The following is a 16,672-nucleotide window of genomic DNA, read 5'->3' on the forward strand; positions in this document are numbered from 1 at the left end:
ACAATGAACAAGCAACTGCGCAACGACACCGCTCTGCCAACACATTTCATGACGGACGAACAGCAGGCCCTGGCCGATCAGGCCGGCAAGTTCTTCATGTCCGAATTCCACCATCTGAATGCGGAAATGGACGATACTGATGACCTGCCGTCTTCGGTTTTCCCCAAGCTGGGCGAAATGGGCTACCTGGGACTGAACGTGCCGACGGAATTCGGCGGTGCCGGGCTCGATTTTACCTCGGCCTGTATCATCACCGAGGAAATGTCGCGCGCCTCGGCGGCCATCGGACTGACCCATGTGGCGCACGACAACCTCTGCGTCAATAATATCTATCGCAACGCCAATGACGAGTTGCGCCGAAAATACCTGCCAGGTCTGTGCGACGGCACGCTGGTGGGTGCCCTGGGTCTGACCGAACCCGGCGCGGGGTCTGATGCGCTTGGCTCGATGCGGACCACGGCCAAAAAGGATGGCGACGACTACATCCTGAACGGCGCCAAGATCTACATCACCAATGGGCCGATTGCCGATCTGGTGCTGGTCTATGCCAAGACATCGCCCGAAAAAGGGGCCAAGGGCATTTCCGCCTTTATCGTGGAAACCGACACGCCCGGTTTCAAGGTGGCGCAGAAGCTGAACAAGATGGGATTCCGGGGCTCGCCGACGGGCGAACTGGTATTCGAAGATTGCCGTGTTCCGGCCAGAAACATGGTCGGCAAGCTGGATGGCGGGGTTGCCGTTACCATGTCCGGACTTGATCTGGAACGTGCCATCGTCTGTTTCAACGCTCTGGGCATTGCGCAGCGGGCGCTGGATATTTCCATCGATTACGCCAAGACACGCCAGCAATTCGGCAAACCGATCGCCAGTTTTCAGATGGTTCAGGCGATGCTGGCCGACATGTATACGCAGATCGAGGCCGCGCGGAGCCTGTCCTTGCGCACCGCTGCCATGTGTGAAGGCCTCGAAGAGGGCGAAGGCGGGCGCGGCGAAATACACAAGCTCACCGCTGCGGCGATCTACAAGGCCGCTGAGGCGACATCCTTCGTGCTGGACAAAGCTGTCCAGATTCACGGCGGCTCGGGTTACATGCGTGATACAGAAGTGAACCGGCTATACCGGACCGGTCGCGTGCTTGAGGTCGGCGCAGGCACCCAGGAGGTTCGCAAACTCATCATCTCTGGCGAATTGCTGAAGAACTAGGGGCGGAACATGAGCGAAGCGAAATCAAGGCGTTACGCGTCGGATCTCATGGCGGGTCAAGTTGCCCTGGTCACGGGGTCCGGATCTGGAATGGGCCGGGCGACGGCGATCGAAATGGCCGCTTGCGGGGCAAGGCTTGCGCTGTTCGCGCGCCGCGAAGAGCCGCTGGAAGAGACCGCCGAAATGATCCGGGCGGCGGGGGGCGAGGCCTTTGTCGTGCCCGGAGACACCCGCGACGAAGACAGTATCGAAGCTGCGATGGGGCGGATCAAGGACCACTATGGGCAGTTGGATGTTTTGGTGAACAATGCCGGCGGCCAGTATATCGCGGCCGCCCGCGATATCACCAACAAGGGCTTCGAAGCCGTGATCCGCAACAACCTGATCGGATCTTGGCAGATGACCCGGGCAGCGGCGGATCACTTCATGTACGACAATGGTGGATCGGTTGTGTTTGTCACCGCCATCTCTGCGCGCACCGCGCTTACCGGCTTTACACACACCGTCGCCGCCCGCGCCGGTGTGACGGGCATGATGAAAACGCTGGCCGCCGAATGGGGCGAGTACGGCATCCGGCTGAACTGTGTCGCGCCGGGCACGATCAAGACCGATGCGCTTGGCCGCTATCCGATTCCGCCGGAACAGTGGAAAAAGCTGAACCGCTCGGTGCTAAACCGGATGGGGGCGGCCGAGGACATCGCAGGCACGATCATTTTCCTGGCCTCGAAACTTGGCGGTTTCATCACCGGAGAAGACATTTATGTAGACGGCGGTGAAACCTTGCATATGGGTCATGACGCGCGGGACATGATCAACCCCGCGATGTTCGAGAAACGCGAACGGGGAGATGGCAAGAATGAATAAACAGCCCGTCCTTCTGGAGATTTCCGACAGGATCGCTACGGTTACGCTGAACGACCCCGAGCGGCGCAACCCGGTCACCGGCAACGACATGATCGCTGCCCTTCTGGAGACCTTCGCCAAGGTGCAGGCCGATCCTCAGGTCAGCGTGATGATCCTGACCGGGGCCGACCCGGCCTTTTGTGCAGGCGGGGACATCAAGGAGATGAACGATCCCGACAGCGTGTTCCGCAAGGAGCCGCTGGCGGCGGCGCAGAGTTATGTTGATGGGGTGCAGCGGCTGCCGCTTGCGCTCTACAACATGGATATTCCGACGATCGCCGCAGTCAACGGCCCGGCGGTGGGCGCGGGGTGCGACCTGACCATGATGTGCGACATGCGCATCGCGTCAGAAAAAGCAAGGTTCGGCGAGGTGTTTCTGAATCTCGGAATCATTCCGGGCGATGCGGGCAGCTGGTTCCTGTTGCGTCGTCTGGGCCACCAGAAGGCCGCCGATCTGACCTTCTCGGGGCGCATGGTCGAGGCCAAGGAAGCGCTGGAGCTTGGTATGGTGCTTGAACTTGTGCCTCATGAAAAATTGATGGAACGGGCCCGTGAACGGGCCGCTGTCATCGCCGCGAAACCGCCGCGCGCGGTGCGGGTCGCCAAGCGTCTGATGCGCAATGCCGAACGGATGGACCTGCCGGATTTCCTGAATTCCGCGGCGGCCTATCAGGCGCTCATGCATCAGACCGAAGACCACCACGAGGCGGTTGCTGCGTTCGTCGAAAAACGAAAACCCAATTTCACGGGGCGTTAAAGGAAAGATCGCATGTCAGACATCACCCAAAAGAAGATGGAGCAAATCGCGCAGATGTGGAATGCGCGCGGCAAGGGTCTGATAACGCATATGGCGCTTGAGATCGAAGAGGTCTCGACGGAAGGTGTTCGGGTTCGGATGCCGTTCAATCCGGACTTTTGCGTCGATGCGGAACAATCGCTGCTCCACGGTGGTATCCTGACGGCACTTCTGGACAGTGTCTTTGGACTGGCGAACTTTGTTGCCATCGAAGGCGTCAGTACCATGGCCACTCTTGACCTCAGAGTTGATTACCTGCGCCCGGCCCGTTCGCGCGCGGATGTCATCGTTCAAGCGCATTGTTTTCGCAAGACCCGCCACATCGCCTTCAATTCCGGCAGCGTCTGGTTCGCGGGCCATGAGGATGCTGAAATAGCTAGGGGAACCGCCTCGTTTGCATTGACGCGCGGCGAAACCAGCCTGTTTGACGCAATGACAAAAGGAAAAACCTCGTGATGGACGTGCAAACTGTCAATGCCAATGTATCCCGGGTGCCGTTCTTCCGATTTCTCAACTTTGAGGTCAGAAGTCTAGACAGTCTCCATGCTGAGGCGGAAATGACCTTTGATGACCGCCATATCGGTAACCCGATCATGGAGTACTACCATGGCGGCATAATCGCGAGTTTTATGGAGGCCACTGCCGCCATCGCGGTACAGCCCGATTTCGCCGACGTTCCGGCCAAGCCGATCAACCTGACCGTCGATTACCTCAGACCCGGTGTGAAGGGACCGCTTTTTGCGCGCGCTAACGTCACGCGCAAAGGCAAGCGGATGGCAAGCGTCAGCGTGCTCAGCTGGCAGACGGATCGGGAAAAGGCGGTTGCCGAAGGGCTGTATCACTTCCTTCTGGTCTGACCGGGGCAACCGCTTTCAGGGCTACCTTGTCCTGTGGACGGGGTCGCTTCCCGGTTACAAATGCCTTCCAATAGCAGATTGATGAGCATGCTGGAGAATTCAGGCAGTGATAGATATCCTTCCACTCCTGCCTTGTTCGGGTCGAACCATTCCACCGTCCAGTTTAAGGCACCCAACATCACTTGGCGCAAGGGGACGATCTTGATATCCGACCGTATGGCACCGTCGTCCTGAGCTTCACGGAGTATCCGATCCCAGAGTTTTCCATACTCATGGCGAATACCCCTGTGCCTCTCCCTGAAATGATTGGGGAGCATTCCATAGCTTCTGATATTCGCCGAGGTGAATTCACTTGCCTTGAAGAGGAAATCCAGGTGCGCCCAGATTGCAGTCGCTATCTTGGCGTGATGATCGTACGGGGCATCGAATTTCCGAACGGCGGCTTCGACACCTGATAGCAAGTCCCTCAGTCCGGCGTTTAGAACTTCGTCAACGATCGCTTCTTTGGAGTTGAAATGGTAATAGACGCTGCCCGCTTTCATGTCCGCTTCTTCCGCGATCTTTCTCAGCGTGGTCGCCTTGTAGCCATTGTCCCTCAGAACGCGCGCTGCGGCCTTTAGAATTTCTGCACGGGTCTTAGCCGCCTTGCTGTCGGGATCCGGGGTTTTGGCGGTAGTGGCGGGGCACAGCTTCAAGCCTTCGGTATCCGCCTTGCGATGTGGACACATTCCGTCAAGTATCAGCTTACTCATTCGTTCCGCGAGTATGCGCACCGGATACGAGTCGACATCGTACCATTCTACGGTCCAGTTCATGGCACTCAGGATGAACTGGCGGATCACAGCAGTGGATATGTCGCTTCGAAGGTGGTCGGCGCGTTTGGCGTCATTCAGGAATTTGCCCCAGGCACCCGCATATGATGCACGCAATTCGCGATGCGGGGCGCGTGTTTCGTCCGACAACATCGGATAGTTCCGAATATTGGCTGACGTAAAGTCGCTGTCGGTCAATAGGTAGGCAAGGTGTGTTTCAATCAGCAGTCCGAAAGTCTTGCGAAAATCCTCCGAACTTGTCGGTGCCGACCGAACGATTTCACTGACCGCCTGATATAGTTGACGGACGCCAAGATCGAGAACTTCGCTCAGAATCTGGTCCTTGGATTGAAAATGATAATAAATGCTGCCGGCCTCAATGCCAGCTTCCTGCGCGATGTCGCGCATAGTCGTTGCGTGATAGCCTTCATACCGAAAAAGTCGCGCAGCCGCCGAAAGGATACCCTCACGTGTCCTCTCAGACTTGCTCAAGTCTTCGCTCAGTGTCCTGGGGGGGTCAGTCTTGTGTACCATTTCATTTCGATACTTGCGGGACACGAGACTGTCCATTGCATTAAATCTAACAAATGTTAGAATAATCCAAGGAACGTTCCGAATCAAGTTCTTGACAAAGGTTTATCGGAAGAGGAGGACCTCCATGCGAGGGTTGAGTGGAAAACGGGTCATTGTGACCGGCGGTGGAAGCGGCATTGGCCGCGCAGTTTGCGAACGGTTCGGCGAAGAGGGCGCCGAAGTTGCCGTTTTCGATCTGAACAAGGATGGGGCGGAGGAAACTGTCCGACTGATCACCGAGGCTGGCGGGAAGGCGCAGGCCTTCAAGGTAGATATCACCGACCGTAGTCAAGTCGACACGGCGGTGGCCGAGTTCGAATCCGGCGGCCCGATTGATGTGCTGGTGAACAACGCCGGCTGGGACGTCAGCAGAATGTTTCTCGACACCGATGCCGATCTTTGGAAAAAGGTTATCGACATCAATCTTTACGGCCCGCTCAACATGCATCACGCGGTGCTTCCGGGCATGGTCAAGAGCGGCGGCGGTCGCGTGGTTAACATCGCCTCTGACGCTGGTCGTGTCGGGTCATCCGGCGAGGCGGTTTATTCAGCCTGCAAGGGCGGCATCATTTCGTTCACGAAGACCGTGGCGCGCGAGCTGGCGCGCAAAGGTATACAATTGAATGCGGTCGCCCCGGGACCGACCGACACACCTCTGTTCGCTCAATTTGCCGAGGGCGAGGCAGGTCAAAAGATCGCCGAAGGTCTCAAGCGGGCGATTCCGATGAAGCGCCTGGCGCAGCCGACGGATTACCCTGGCATCATCTGCTTCCTGTCGTCGGACGACGCAGGGTTCATTACCGGCCAGGTGATTTCGGTTTCGGGCGGCTTGTCCATGCACGGTTGAAGCCATGACAGCAGCGCCGGACACCAGGCGTTGCTGCCAAACCGTGCCAAAAGAGTTACCTCCCCGACTGGCCGCGCCTTTTGTGCGGCCCTTTTTCATTCTAGAAAGGTTGCGAATGTTTCAGCCAGGCTCTGACATCCAGCGGACAAGCACTCTGACCGCATTTCTGACGGGCTGCGGCATTGACAGTTACGAGGAACTCGTCCGCCGTTCGAATGAAGACCCAGACTGGTTCTGGGGCCGGATCATTGACCATGCCGGGATACGGTTCGCGCGGCCCTACAGCCGGTTGCGAGATATCTCCGAAGGGCCCGAATCGATCCGGTGGGCCGTCGGGAGTACTTTGAATCTGACGGAAACCTGTCTTGACGCCCGAATTGTCGATGGCTTGGGCGACAAGGTCGCAATCGACTGGGTCGGCGAAGACGGAAGCCGCCGCCGCTGGACCTATTCCGACCTTACCGCCGAAGCCTCCCGCGTTGCCTCGGCCCTTGCCACGCGCGGTGTAAGGCCCGGTCAGGCGGTGGGCATCTATATGCCGATGATCCCCGAAATCGAGGCCGCGCTTCTGGGGATTGCCCGGCTGGGCGCGGTTGCGGTGCCGCTGTTTTCCGGTTTTGCGCCTCATGCCATCGTATCGCGCCTGAACGACGCGGATGCCGTGGCGGTGCTGACAGCGGATGCCACACCCCGGCGAGGCAAGCCGGTCTGGATGGAGGCGAGCCTCGCCCAGGCTTTGACCGACGTGCCATCGGTTCATACCGTGATCAGCCTGCGACGGTTCGGCGGTGCGGTAGCCGATCCCGCCCGCGATCTGGACTGGAGCGAAACCGTGGGCCGCGCCAGTCCGGAGCTTGCCGCCGTTCCGGTCAAGGCCGAAGCCACCTTTCTGATCGCCTATACGTCAGGCACCACCGGACGGCCCAAGGGCGTCGTGCATACCCATCTGGGCGTGCAGGCCAAGGCCACGGCCGATTTCCTGCTTTGCCTCGACATGAAACGGGATGACCGGCACCTCTGGATGACCGACATGGGGTGGGTCATGGGACCGCTTACCCTTTTGTCGGTGCTCTTGTCCGGTTCGACTCTGGTGCTGGCCGAGGGCGCACCATCAATGCCCGGCGATCCCTTCAGGCTGTTGCGTCTTGCGTCCGAGATGGAGGTCACGCATCTCGGCGTGGCCCCGACCCTGGTACGGCAGTTCATGACGCAGGATACTGAATCTTTGTCGGGCTACGACTTGTCGTCCCTGCGCATCGTCGCCTCGACCGGCGAGCCCTGGACCGAGGATGCCTGGCTCTGGCAGCTCGATCATATCTGTCGCCGCCGCGCCGTGCCGCTGAACATCTCGGGCGGGACCGAGCTTTTTGGCGCGATCCTGACCTCGACCGTGCTGCACGAGCTCAAGCCCGGCGGATTTTCGGCCCAGGCCCTGGGTGTCGGGGCCAAGGTTCTGCGCCAGGACGGCAGCGAAGCCGCACCGGGCGAGGTCGGCGAACTGGTCGTGACCCAGCCGCCTCTGGGTCTGACCCCGGCCATCTGGGGGGACCGCGATCGCTACCTTGAAACCTACTGGTCCACCTTCCCCGGCCTCTGGCGGCACGGCGACTGGGTGCGCTGCGATCCGGACGGGACATGGTATATCCTGGGCCGGTCGGACGACACGCTGAACATCGCCGGCAAACGCATCGGCCCGCCCGAGATCGAGGCGGCCCTGACCGAAACCGGAGAGGTGGTGGACGCCGCTGCCATCGCGGCACCTGATGACATCAAGGGCGTGGCCGTCGTCTGCGTCTGCGTGGCGGCCCCAAATGTGTCGCCGGACGCGGAGCTCGTGAACCGGCTCAAGGATCGTGTCGGAGAGATCGTCTCGAAGCCCTTCCGCCCGCGCGAGATCCACTTTGTCGAAGCGCTGCCCAAGACCCGCAGCATGAAAACCATGCGCCGTGTCGTGCGTGCCGCCTTTCTCGGTGAAGATCCGGGCGATCTGTCGTCGATCAGCAACCCGGAAACCATTCAGCCCATCGCAGACCTGCAAAAGGAAAAGTCATGATCACTGTTTTCGGAGCCACGGGCACGACTGGCGCGCCCCTCGTCGATACGCTTCTGGCAAAAGGCGCGTCCGTGCGCGCTGTCACCAGCGCCCCCTCCAAGTTAGATGCGCTAAGGGCCAAAGGATGCGAGGCGGTCGCAGCGGATTTCACGGACCCTGCCGCGCTGGCGCGGGCCTGTGACGGGGCAGAAAAGATATACCTGGTCACGCCTGCCCATCTGAACATGCGCCAGTGGAAGGCGAACGTGATCGAGGCGGCCAAGGCCGCGGGCGTGCGCCATATCGTTGTGGCCACGGGGCTTGGCGCGTCGCCCAAGGCGGGGCTGACCTTTGGAAAGTGGCATTCCGAAACCCAGGAGCTGCTGAAGCAAAGCGGCCTTGACTGGACCTTTGTCCAGCCGACCTATTTCATGCAGAACCTGCTGTGGCAGGCCGGCAACATTGCAAAGGACGCCGTGTACTATGACGATCTGGGCGGCCCCGTGGCCTGGATCGACGCCCGCGACATCGCGGATGTCGCCGCCGAGGCGCTGACCGCTCCGGGTTACGAAGGCAAGGCTCTTGGCCTGACCGGGCCCGAAGCTCTTGCAGGGGATGACATCGCGGCCCTTCTGTCCGGGGTGACGGGACGAACAGTGTCGTGCGTGTCCCTGTCGGCCGAAAATGCCAAGGCGGGCATGGTGGCTGGCGGAATGCAGGACGAGGTCGCCAGAGCCATGGTCGAATTGGCTTCCATCGCGCCCAAGGGCTACCTTGCCGGCATCGAGACCACGGTCAGTGATGTGATGGGACGCCCGGCGCGCCGATTTGCCGATTTCGTCGCCGAGAACCGGGATGCTTTCGTCAAGTAACCTGATGGAGCCGCCGCGTTATCTCGAACTGGCTCCGCCTGAGGAAGCGGCCAAACAGATCGACCATTTGTTCGTGTTCCGCGATACCGGTGTGCTGAGCGGTGGTGGACACGGGCGGTTCGCAACCGACCTCTTTACCCTTTCGGTAACGCGCGACGACAGCGGCGGCGGGCGCGTATCGCTGGCAGAACCGCGCCCCTATTTTTCGCCCCGCCCAAGGCCATTCCTGGGTGTCGTGGCCGGGCTGCGACTGTCGTCACGACCGCAGCGATTTCCCGACTCCAAAGGGCTGGACATGCTGGCCTCAGAACTGGCCCGGGTTCAGAACGGGGACGATGACCTGCCTGCGCTCATCGCGGTGCTTGACGGCCTTGCGAGAGACCTGCGCTTTGCCGCACCAACCGGAGCTTACAGCGACCGGACCAAACGTCGAAAGGTGCGGGCGGAAACCGGCGTGTCGCGGCGGCGGCTTGCGACCTTGCGACGCTTTCGCCGGGCTCTCGGGCAGCTTGCGTCAAAGACCCTGCTGCTGAGCGATCTGGCGCTGGACGCCGGATACTACGATCAATCTCACTTGTCCGCCGCTTGCCGGATCTTCGCCGGCAAACCGCCCGGCGCGTTGCGCGCTCTGTCTATTCCGCGTCGTTTTGACCTTTCGCTACAAGATACGCGCCTCAAAGACCGCCTAAGATTGGTCATTGACGAATGAAATCGAAGAGGAAGACCCGCCATGACACAATTCAAACCGAAAAACCCCGACTATGACGCACGCGTGCGCAACAGTTTCGATCGCCAGAAGGTGATGAACACGTTGGGGATCAGCATTGCCGAGTTGTTACCCGGCCGCATCGTTCTGGAAATGGCACATCAGGTTGCACTGACCCAGCAGCATGGGTTTTTGCATGCCGGAATCCTGTCGACAGCGCTGGACAGCGCCTGCGGATACGCGGCCTTTTCGCTGATGCCAGCGGACGCGGCAGTGTTGACGGCCGAATTCAAGATCAACCTACTCAACCCGGCGGACGGCGAACGGTTTCGCTTCGTCGCTGACGTGGTGAAACCAGGCAGGACGCTGACCATATGCGAGGCGCGTGCCTATGCCGTGAAGAGCCAGGATGAAAAGCTCGTCGCAACGATGACCGGAACGCTCATGGCGCTGATCGGGCGGGCGGGGGTCGCGGACTGAGCGCAACCCGGCCGCAGCACATCCGATCCGGGCGGCCGGGCCGATTATTCAGACAGCTGGATCAGCTGTTCCAGCGGCTCGCGACCTCGGCCAACCGTTTCCCGTAGGCGCGCGCGGTATCCAGATCGCCGCCAGCAGGTTCAGACCTGCCAAGCGGTAATGTTAGCCTTTAGCAGTGCGGTCGCCGATTGTCCCTCGTCAGGGTTTTTCGGAGAGCTGAGACTGTATCGTAACGGAGGATCTGGTTCAGTTTCTGTTCAAGTTTATGCGGCAGCGGCCTGATGCTGCAACCGTAATTGGAACGGATGGACGCCCACGGTGCCGATGGGCTGCCGTCACGCCGGAGTTTCCAGTCAGGGCGGAGCTGGCGCACCATTCCGGCCAAGCGCGAGAACTTTCGTGCTGCCTTCGCCGGGTTCGACTTTCGGGGAGTTGCGAACTTTGACGACAACGATATTAAGCGCCTACTTGCCGATGAAGGAATTGTTCGCTATCGAGGCAAGATCGAAGCCGTGATCAACAACGCTCGCCGTACTTTCGAGGTCGTCCAAGAGGAAGGCTCCTTCGCCGCATTCATCTGGCTATATGAACCTGCCAAGGACGACGCACTGCCACAAATGCGGTCCAAATCACCAGCGTCCGAGACCCTGTCCAAAGACCTACGAAAGCTTGGCTTCAAATTCGTGGGGCCGGCCACCGTATATGCATTCATGCAGGCCATGGGATTTATCAACGATCACGCAGAGGTCTGTTGGATGCGAAAGGACGTCGAAACAGCCCGAAACACCCTTCGCACACCGACATAGGCAACTGTCGGCCAATTAACGTGAAAAAAATTCAGGGCCACTTAGCGTGGAAAGTCACAGACAGGTTTCGCGTCAGTCGACCTAGACTTCAGAGCTTTGAGAGTAGCGAGGCCAATTGAGCGGCGTCTTTGGGTTTCAGCTTTGCGCCGATCCTTTCCGACAGAACCCGTTCATAGATCGGCCACATCGCCCTCCTGACAGATTTACCCTTTTCAGAGATAGAAATGTTTTGACCTCGCCCATCTTCCAAGCAGTCCTGTCGGTTCACCAGCCCTGCTTTCACCATACGGTTCAGCAGCCGCGAGGTACCGTATTGGGGTAACAAAATCCGGTCTTTGAGTTCGAATGGCCGGAGTCCGTCCGGGCCAGCCTTCTCGAGTTCGAGAAGCGCGTCATACCATGCAATTGGCGGGTATCCTGCCGATTTCAGAGACGTTTCGACAGCCTCAAGCAAAACGCGGCTTTTAGTCATGAGGGCTGTCCAGGCGGCCTCAGTAGCATGGTCAATCTCGTTCATATCCAGCACCTATCATGTACATGTAAGTGCATCAACCTTGACATCGCATGTGACGCGCTATATATAGATGCAACTGCATCGACATATGGGATCATATCATGTCACAATCGCACCTCACAGAATTTGGGATATTCCTGCTCCGTATAGCACTCGGGATCATGTTCCTGGCGCACAGCCTGTTTCTCAAGCTCTTCATTTTCACACTTCCCGGAACGGCGCAGTTCTTCATTTCGATCGGGCTGCCCGGCTGGTTTGCTTATATGGTCTTTGCAGTCGAGGCGATTGCCGGTGCCCTTTTGGTCCTCGGCGTACAGGCTCGGTGGGTCGCGTCGGCGACCGTGCCCATCCTGGCCGGTGCGACCTGGGCTCACTCCGGAAACGGCTGGATGTTCGGATACGAGAACGGCGGGTGGGAATACCCGGCCTATCTGACGCTGCTTGCCATCGTGCAAGGGCTTCTGGGCGACGGCCGTTTCGCCCTCAGCCCTTCCTTCGCGCCCGGTAACGTGCAGATGGCGGGAGAGACAACATGAGCCTCCACCTCATTAGCCATGCGCTCTGCCCATATGTGCAGCGCGCGGCGATCTCGCTCACTGAGAAAGGTGTCACGTTCGAGAGAACTGACATCGATCTTTCGAACAAGCCCGACTGGTTTCTTGCCATATCTCCGCTGGGCAAGACGCCTGTCCTGGTTGTGGACGGGACGCCGATTTTCGAATCTGCGGTTATCCTCGAATATCTTGAGGATACACAACCCCACGCGCTTCATCCGCACGACGCTCTCGATCGCGCCCGCCACCGTGCCTGGATTGAATTTGGATCTGCTGTCTTGAACGACATTGCGGGGTTCTACTCGGCGCCGAACGAGAAAGCGTTGGAAGAAAAAGTGGCGGCGCTCCGCGCAAAGTTCCTTCGGCTGGACGCGGAGCTTGGGGAGGGACCATGGTTCGATGGCCACCGGTTCAGCCTCGTCGATGTCGTATTCGGCCCGGTCTTCCGCTATTTCGACGTTTTTGACACCATCGGAGAGTTTGGCGTCTTCACAGGGCTTGCCCGTGTAAGGGCCTGGCGACATGAACTGGAGCGTCGGGTTTCTGTGAAGAATGCCGTCAGTGAAGATTACCCGACCCTTCTGCGTGACTTCATCAGACGGCGCAATTCTTACCTGTCCCAGATCATGCAGACAGGAGGGCCGAAGAAGACAGTTACACAGGTGCGATCGGCTGACCGCTGATCACTTGATATCGTTTTGTCGGGCCGCAGTACAGAACCGGACGTTTGAGGTCGCTTGGCGAATGTCCGCTTTGTCCCGCACATCGGATAGTCGCCGACTTTCCCTTGAAGGCCCGCAGCAGCCCCAACCGGCAATTGCCGGCAGTCCATGCCCGTCGGTGCGATGCGCCGGGTTACTGCTGCCCCCACAGCGCAACCGGGAACAAACCACCGATCGCACTGATGAATGGCTCAGGGATCTACGAATCCTCCTGAGCTCAAACACCCGGAAAACCCTAGCCGTGTAGTCCGACAGAGGGCTGCGCTTCAATCGCGGGTCAATCTATCCCAGATGGTGGATCACTTTCAGGGGGTTACTCCAAAGGGCGGGGATAAGAAGCTCGTGGCAACGAGGATAAGAACGCTTTTATCGCTATTGGGGCGAACTGGCGTGGCTGGCTGACGATCGGGTCAGAGCGAAAATTAATCTGCGAGCCGGGCTTCGAGGATATGCCGCTGGATCTTGCCGCTGGTCGATCTGGGAAAATCCTCGAACGCGATGAAGCGAATTTCGCGTGGTCGCTTATAGCCAGCGAGGCTTTCGCGGCACAAGTTCAGCAGCGCCTCGGCATCCGGCCCGTCATCGTCACAGGCGACAAAGGCCACCGGGCTTTCCCCCCATTTCGCGTCGAAGGCCCTTACCACGGCGGCATCGATCACATCGGGATGAGAAAGAAGCACACGTTCGATTTCCGCCGGATAGACGTTTTCACCTCCGGTCTTGATCAGGTATTTCGCCCGATCCACAAAGTCGACGGTGCCGTCCGCATTGCGCCGGAACAGATCGCCCATGTGGAAAAAGCCGTTGCGAAAGTCACGGGCATTGGTGTCGTCGGCGTTCCAGTACCCGGAAAACAGCGTCGGACCCCGAAGCGCCATTTCGCCCGGCGTTCCATCGGGGACTTCGCGGTCGTCGGGATCGACCAGCCGCACCTCGCAAAAGGCGCTGATGCGCTTGGACAGCCGGTCCGGGGTCACACCCGGCGCGATCAGATCGGCGGTTCCCGGCGGCAGGCCGGTTTCGGTCGCCCCGAAGGAATTCAGATAGGGCGTGTCCAGAAGACCGGTCAGTTCCGCGATCTGATGCGGCGGCACCAGATCAGCCATTGCGCCGCAAACCTTGATCCCCTTCAGCGGCAAAGGGTTGGCGTGCCGTTCGTTAATAAAAGCCTCCAGTGCCCCGGGCATCATCACGAACCAGCCGATCCTGTGGCGTGACAGCGCCTCGTTGATGACGGCGGGCTGCAGCCCGTCCACCATCACCACGGTCCCGCCCCGCAGGATCGTTGCCAGCGCATGATCGGTGGAGGCCATGTGGAACATCGGCGCCCAGGCGATGAACCCGTCGCCGGGATCCAGCGCCAGCTGGGCCGCAAAAACCATGGATCGGGCGATATGCGCGCGGTGGCTGATATGCGCCCCCTTGGGCAGGCCCGTGGTCCCCGAGGTATAGAGGATCGTCAGACCGGCCTCGGGGTCGTCAACCATGGTTCCGGTGCGCGGGTCCGGCTCGACCCCGGCAATGGCCGTTTCCAGGTCTGGCCCGACGGTTAGACAGGGTGTCGACGCGACGGCGCGGTAAGCTTCTGAAAGTTCCGGTTCGACAACCGCGAGAACCGGCTCGACCAGATCGATGCAGTGCCGCAGTTCATCGGGGGCAAGCCGCCAGTTCAGACAGGCGACGATCGCGCCGATTCCCGCTGCTGCAAGTTCGACCTCCAGGTATTCTGAGCGGTTATGCGACAGGATCGCGATCCTGTCTCCGGGCGCCACGCCTCGTGCCAGAAATACAGCCGCCAGACGATCGACCCGCTCCAGCAGTTCTGCATAGGTCAGTTTTCTGCTGCCGTCCTCGATGGCGAGGGCGCGGGCGCAGTCATGTGCGCGGGTTCGAAAGATCGAATACAGATCAGCGCGCCCCGCGCGGATGACGTCGGTCAGCATAGTTTCCCCCTTGCCCGAGCCTCGGTTCAGAGATCCTGCGCCAGGCGCACGCCCTCATCAATGGCGCGCAGCGCATCCAGTTCGGCGGCCTCCTTTGCCCCGCCGATCATCGTAACCGGGACGCCGCGCGCTACAACCTCTTTGGCCAGGGCCCGTTCCGGTTCCTGACCGGTGCACAGCACAATTGTATCGGCTGCGATGACCGTCGGGTTTCCGTCCGCGACGATGTGCAGCCCCGCATCGTCGATATGTTCATAGGTCACCCCGCCCATTGCCTCGACCCCATGTTTGCGCAGCGCGTTGCGCAGGATCCACCCTGTCGAAACACCAAGCCCCGCGCCCGGTTTAGCGGTCTTGCGCTGCAGCATGACGACCTTGCGGCGCGACGGCTTCGGTGCCAGAGGGTCGCCCGCCAGGGCACCCGAGGAGACAAACTCGGGGTCCACTCCCCAGGTTTCGCAAAAGACGTCGGAATTCGCGGTCTCGGCGGGTTTGGTCACTAGGAACTCGGCCACATCATGACCGATGCCCCCCGCCCCCATCACCACGACACGGTCGCCCGCCTCGCGGTCACCGGACAGAATTTCGGCGTAGGTCGCGACGCTGGGATGGTCGATACCCGGCAGGTCGGGAATGCGCGGCGTGACCCCGGTGGCGATGACCACATGGTCAAATCCCTCAAGATCGCTCGCCTCTGCCCGCTGTCCCAGACGCTGCGTGACCCCGTGTTTCTGCATCTGACCGGCATAATACCGCAGGGTTTCGTCGAATTCGTCCTTGCCTGGTGCGGCGCGGGCCAGATTCAGCTGACCGCCCAATTTGTCCTGCGCTTCGAACAGGGTGACATCGTGGCCCAGCCGTGCCGCCTCGGCGGCTGTGGCCATGCCCGCGGCACCACCGCCAACGACGGCCACTTTCTTTGGCGTGTCGGTTGGCGTATCCCGGAATTCCGTTTCACGCCCGGCCCTTGGATTGACCAGACATCCGACCGGCCGGTCCGAAAAAATGAAATCCAGGCAGGCCTGGTTGCAGGCAATGCAGGTGTTGATCTCGTCTGCGCGGCCCTCGCGCGTCTTTTTCACGAAATGCGGATCGGCCAGAAACGGGCGCGCCATCGAGATCATGTCCGCATCGCCAGAGGCAAGTATGTCTTCTGCAAGCTGGGGTGTGTTGATCCGGTTCGAGGCGACTACCGGGATCGACACCGCCGCTTTGACGTTGGCTGCCGCCTTGCGCCAGGCACCGCGCGGCACCGGGTAGGCGATCGTCGGCACGCGGGCCTCATGCCAGCCGATGCCGGTGTTCAGGATATCCGCACCCGCAGCCTCGATCTTGCGGGCCAGTGCGGCAATTTCTTCGGCGGGCGCGCCGCCCTCGACCAGATCGGCCGCCGAAATCCGGTAGATGACCAGAAAGTCGGGGCCGCAACGTTCGCGCACCGCGCGCACGATCTCGACCGGGAATCGGTGGCGGTTCGCGGCGCTGCCGCCCCAGTCGTCTTGGCGCTTGTTGGTGTGGGTGACGGTGAATTCGTTGATCAGGTATCCCTCGGACCCCATGATCTCGACGCCATCAAAGCCTGCGGCCAGCGCATTGGCGGCCGCTACGGCAAAATCCTCGATGGTACGGAGAATGTCGGCTTCGGTCATTTCACGCGGGATGAAACGGTTGATCGGGGCGCGGATCGGCGACGGGGCCACACACCCTTCGATCTTGGCATAGCGCCCGGCGTGGAGGAGTTGCGCGCAGACCAGGCTGCCTTCGGCCTGCACCGCCTCGCAGATCGGGCGCAGGTCAAGCGCTTCTTCCGGGTCATCGATTCTCGGACCTTCTGGATCGAATATGCCCTCGGCATTGGGCGAAAACCCGCCGGTGACCAGAATCGCCGCCTCCCCCCGCGCACGCTCGGCGTAAAACGCGATCTGTTTGGCTATGCCGTCAGGCTCGGTTTCCAACCGCGTGTGCATCGACCCCATGATGACACGATTTCGCAATGTATGCTGGCCTGCGCGGATGGGCGAGAGCATGGTTTCAAAGCTTCCATCTGGTCTA

The 16,672-nt window shown here is 60.2% G+C and carries 17 protein-coding genes; 13 read left to right on the forward strand and 4 right to left on the reverse strand.

All coding sequences use genetic code 11. The features are described from left to right. Positions 1 to 3: 3 nt before the first annotated feature. Genes ACGYK7_RS11665 through ACGYK7_RS11685 form a run of 5 tightly spaced genes read left to right on the forward strand, consistent with a single transcriptional unit; the run spans position 4 to position 3,759 of the window. A complete protein-coding gene (locus ACGYK7_RS11665) occupies positions 4 to 1,203 on the forward strand; it encodes an acyl-CoA dehydrogenase family protein (protein WP_152467138.1) in 1,200 nt (399 codons plus the stop codon). A 48-nt stretch (positions 1,204 to 1,251) separates the two neighbouring features. Beyond that, on the forward strand, positions 1,252 to 2,067 hold the full coding sequence (locus ACGYK7_RS11670) for an SDR family NAD(P)-dependent oxidoreductase (protein ID WP_268920936.1): 816 nt from the start codon (positions 1,252 to 1,254) through the stop codon (positions 2,065 to 2,067). Next, a complete protein-coding gene (locus ACGYK7_RS11675; protein WP_152467137.1) occupies positions 2,060 to 2,863 on the forward strand; it encodes an enoyl-CoA hydratase-related protein in 804 nt (267 codons plus the stop codon). Before ACGYK7_RS11670 ends, ACGYK7_RS11675 begins: the two co-directional genes overlap by 8 nt. Positions 2,864 to 2,899: 36 nt before the next feature. Beyond that, a complete protein-coding gene (locus ACGYK7_RS11680; protein ID WP_232237119.1) occupies positions 2,900 to 3,358 on the forward strand; it encodes a PaaI family thioesterase in 459 nt (152 codons plus the stop codon). Further along, positions 3,358 to 3,759 (forward strand): PaaI family thioesterase, encoded by a 402-nt coding sequence (locus ACGYK7_RS11685; protein ID WP_028093915.1) that lies wholly within the window; start codon positions 3,358 to 3,360, stop codon positions 3,757 to 3,759. Before ACGYK7_RS11680 ends, ACGYK7_RS11685 begins: the two co-directional genes overlap by 1 nt. On the opposite strand, the gene ACGYK7_RS11690 is transcribed toward ACGYK7_RS11685, so the two are convergent. Continuing rightward, entirely contained in the window at positions 3,741 to 5,141 is a 1,401-nt protein-coding gene (locus tag ACGYK7_RS11690; protein ID WP_269648888.1) for a TetR/AcrR family transcriptional regulator, read from the reverse strand. The genes ACGYK7_RS11685 and ACGYK7_RS11690 overlap by 19 nt on opposite strands. Positions 5,142 to 5,229: 88 nt before the next feature. Here ACGYK7_RS11690 and ACGYK7_RS11695 point away from each other — a divergent pair, with 88 nt between their 5' ends. The 6 genes from ACGYK7_RS11695 to ACGYK7_RS11720 all read left to right on the forward strand — a co-directional run bounded on the left by ACGYK7_RS11695 (position 5,230) and on the right by ACGYK7_RS11720 (position 10,887). Then, positions 5,230 to 5,991 (forward strand): glucose 1-dehydrogenase, encoded by a 762-nt coding sequence (locus tag ACGYK7_RS11695; RefSeq protein ID WP_152467136.1) that lies wholly within the window; start codon positions 5,230 to 5,232, stop codon positions 5,989 to 5,991. Positions 5,992 to 6,106: 115 nt separating this feature from the next. Beyond that, complete coding sequence (locus ACGYK7_RS11700) at positions 6,107 to 8,044, forward strand: AMP-binding protein (RefSeq protein WP_197918524.1); 1,938 nt, start codon at positions 6,107 to 6,109, stop codon at positions 8,042 to 8,044. Beyond that, complete coding sequence (locus ACGYK7_RS11705; RefSeq protein ID WP_152467134.1) at positions 8,041 to 8,895, forward strand: SDR family oxidoreductase; 855 nt, start codon at positions 8,041 to 8,043, stop codon at positions 8,893 to 8,895. The genes ACGYK7_RS11700 and ACGYK7_RS11705 overlap by 4 nt, the downstream gene beginning before the upstream one ends. A gap of 4 nt (positions 8,896 to 8,899) precedes the next feature. Then, complete coding sequence (locus ACGYK7_RS11710; RefSeq protein ID WP_234168045.1) at positions 8,900 to 9,604, forward strand: helix-turn-helix domain-containing protein; 705 nt, start codon at positions 8,900 to 8,902, stop codon at positions 9,602 to 9,604. Positions 9,605 to 9,625: 21 nt separating this feature from the next. Next, positions 9,626 to 10,081 carry a PaaI family thioesterase gene (locus tag ACGYK7_RS11715; RefSeq protein ID WP_152467132.1) on the forward strand — a complete coding sequence of 152 codons (456 nt, stop codon included), beginning with the start codon at positions 9,626 to 9,628 and terminating at the stop codon, positions 10,079 to 10,081. A gap of 305 nt (positions 10,082 to 10,386) precedes the next feature. Continuing rightward, positions 10,387 to 10,887: a DNA-3-methyladenine glycosylase I gene (locus ACGYK7_RS11720; protein ID WP_136340201.1), complete on the forward strand. Its 501-nt coding sequence runs from the start codon at positions 10,387 to 10,389 to the stop codon at positions 10,885 to 10,887. Positions 10,888 to 10,975: 88 nt separating this feature from the next. On the opposite strand, the gene ACGYK7_RS11725 is transcribed toward ACGYK7_RS11720, so the two are convergent. Next, entirely contained in the window at positions 10,976 to 11,404 is a 429-nt protein-coding gene (locus tag ACGYK7_RS11725) for a MarR family winged helix-turn-helix transcriptional regulator (protein WP_232237122.1), read from the reverse strand. A 98-nt stretch (positions 11,405 to 11,502) separates the two neighbouring features. Between ACGYK7_RS11725 and ACGYK7_RS11730 the strand changes: the two genes are divergently transcribed. Further along, on the forward strand, positions 11,503 to 11,937 hold the full coding sequence (locus tag ACGYK7_RS11730; protein WP_036051600.1) for a DoxX family protein: 435 nt from the start codon (positions 11,503 to 11,505) through the stop codon (positions 11,935 to 11,937). After that, positions 11,934 to 12,638, forward strand: a complete 705-nt coding sequence (locus ACGYK7_RS11735) for a glutathione S-transferase family protein (protein ID WP_043753650.1) — start codon at positions 11,934 to 11,936, stop codon at positions 12,636 to 12,638. The genes ACGYK7_RS11730 and ACGYK7_RS11735 overlap by 4 nt, the downstream gene beginning before the upstream one ends. Positions 12,639 to 13,099: 461 nt before the next feature. On the opposite strand, the gene ACGYK7_RS11740 is transcribed toward ACGYK7_RS11735, so the two are convergent. Beyond that, positions 13,100 to 14,620 carry a class I adenylate-forming enzyme family protein gene (locus ACGYK7_RS11740; RefSeq protein ID WP_152467131.1) on the reverse strand — a complete coding sequence of 507 codons (1,521 nt, stop codon included), beginning with the start codon at positions 14,618 to 14,620 and terminating at the stop codon, positions 13,100 to 13,102. 26 nt (positions 14,621 to 14,646) lie between these two features. Beyond that, positions 14,647 to 16,647, reverse strand: coding sequence for an NADPH-dependent 2,4-dienoyl-CoA reductase (locus ACGYK7_RS11745; protein WP_152467196.1), 2,001 nt, complete (start codon positions 16,645 to 16,647; stop codon positions 14,647 to 14,649). Between the last annotated feature and the right edge of the window lie 25 nt (positions 16,648 to 16,672).

This window comes from Sulfitobacter sp. 1A15299, assembly GCF_043556915.1.
GTDB lineage: Bacteria > Pseudomonadota > Alphaproteobacteria > Rhodobacterales > Rhodobacteraceae > Sulfitobacter.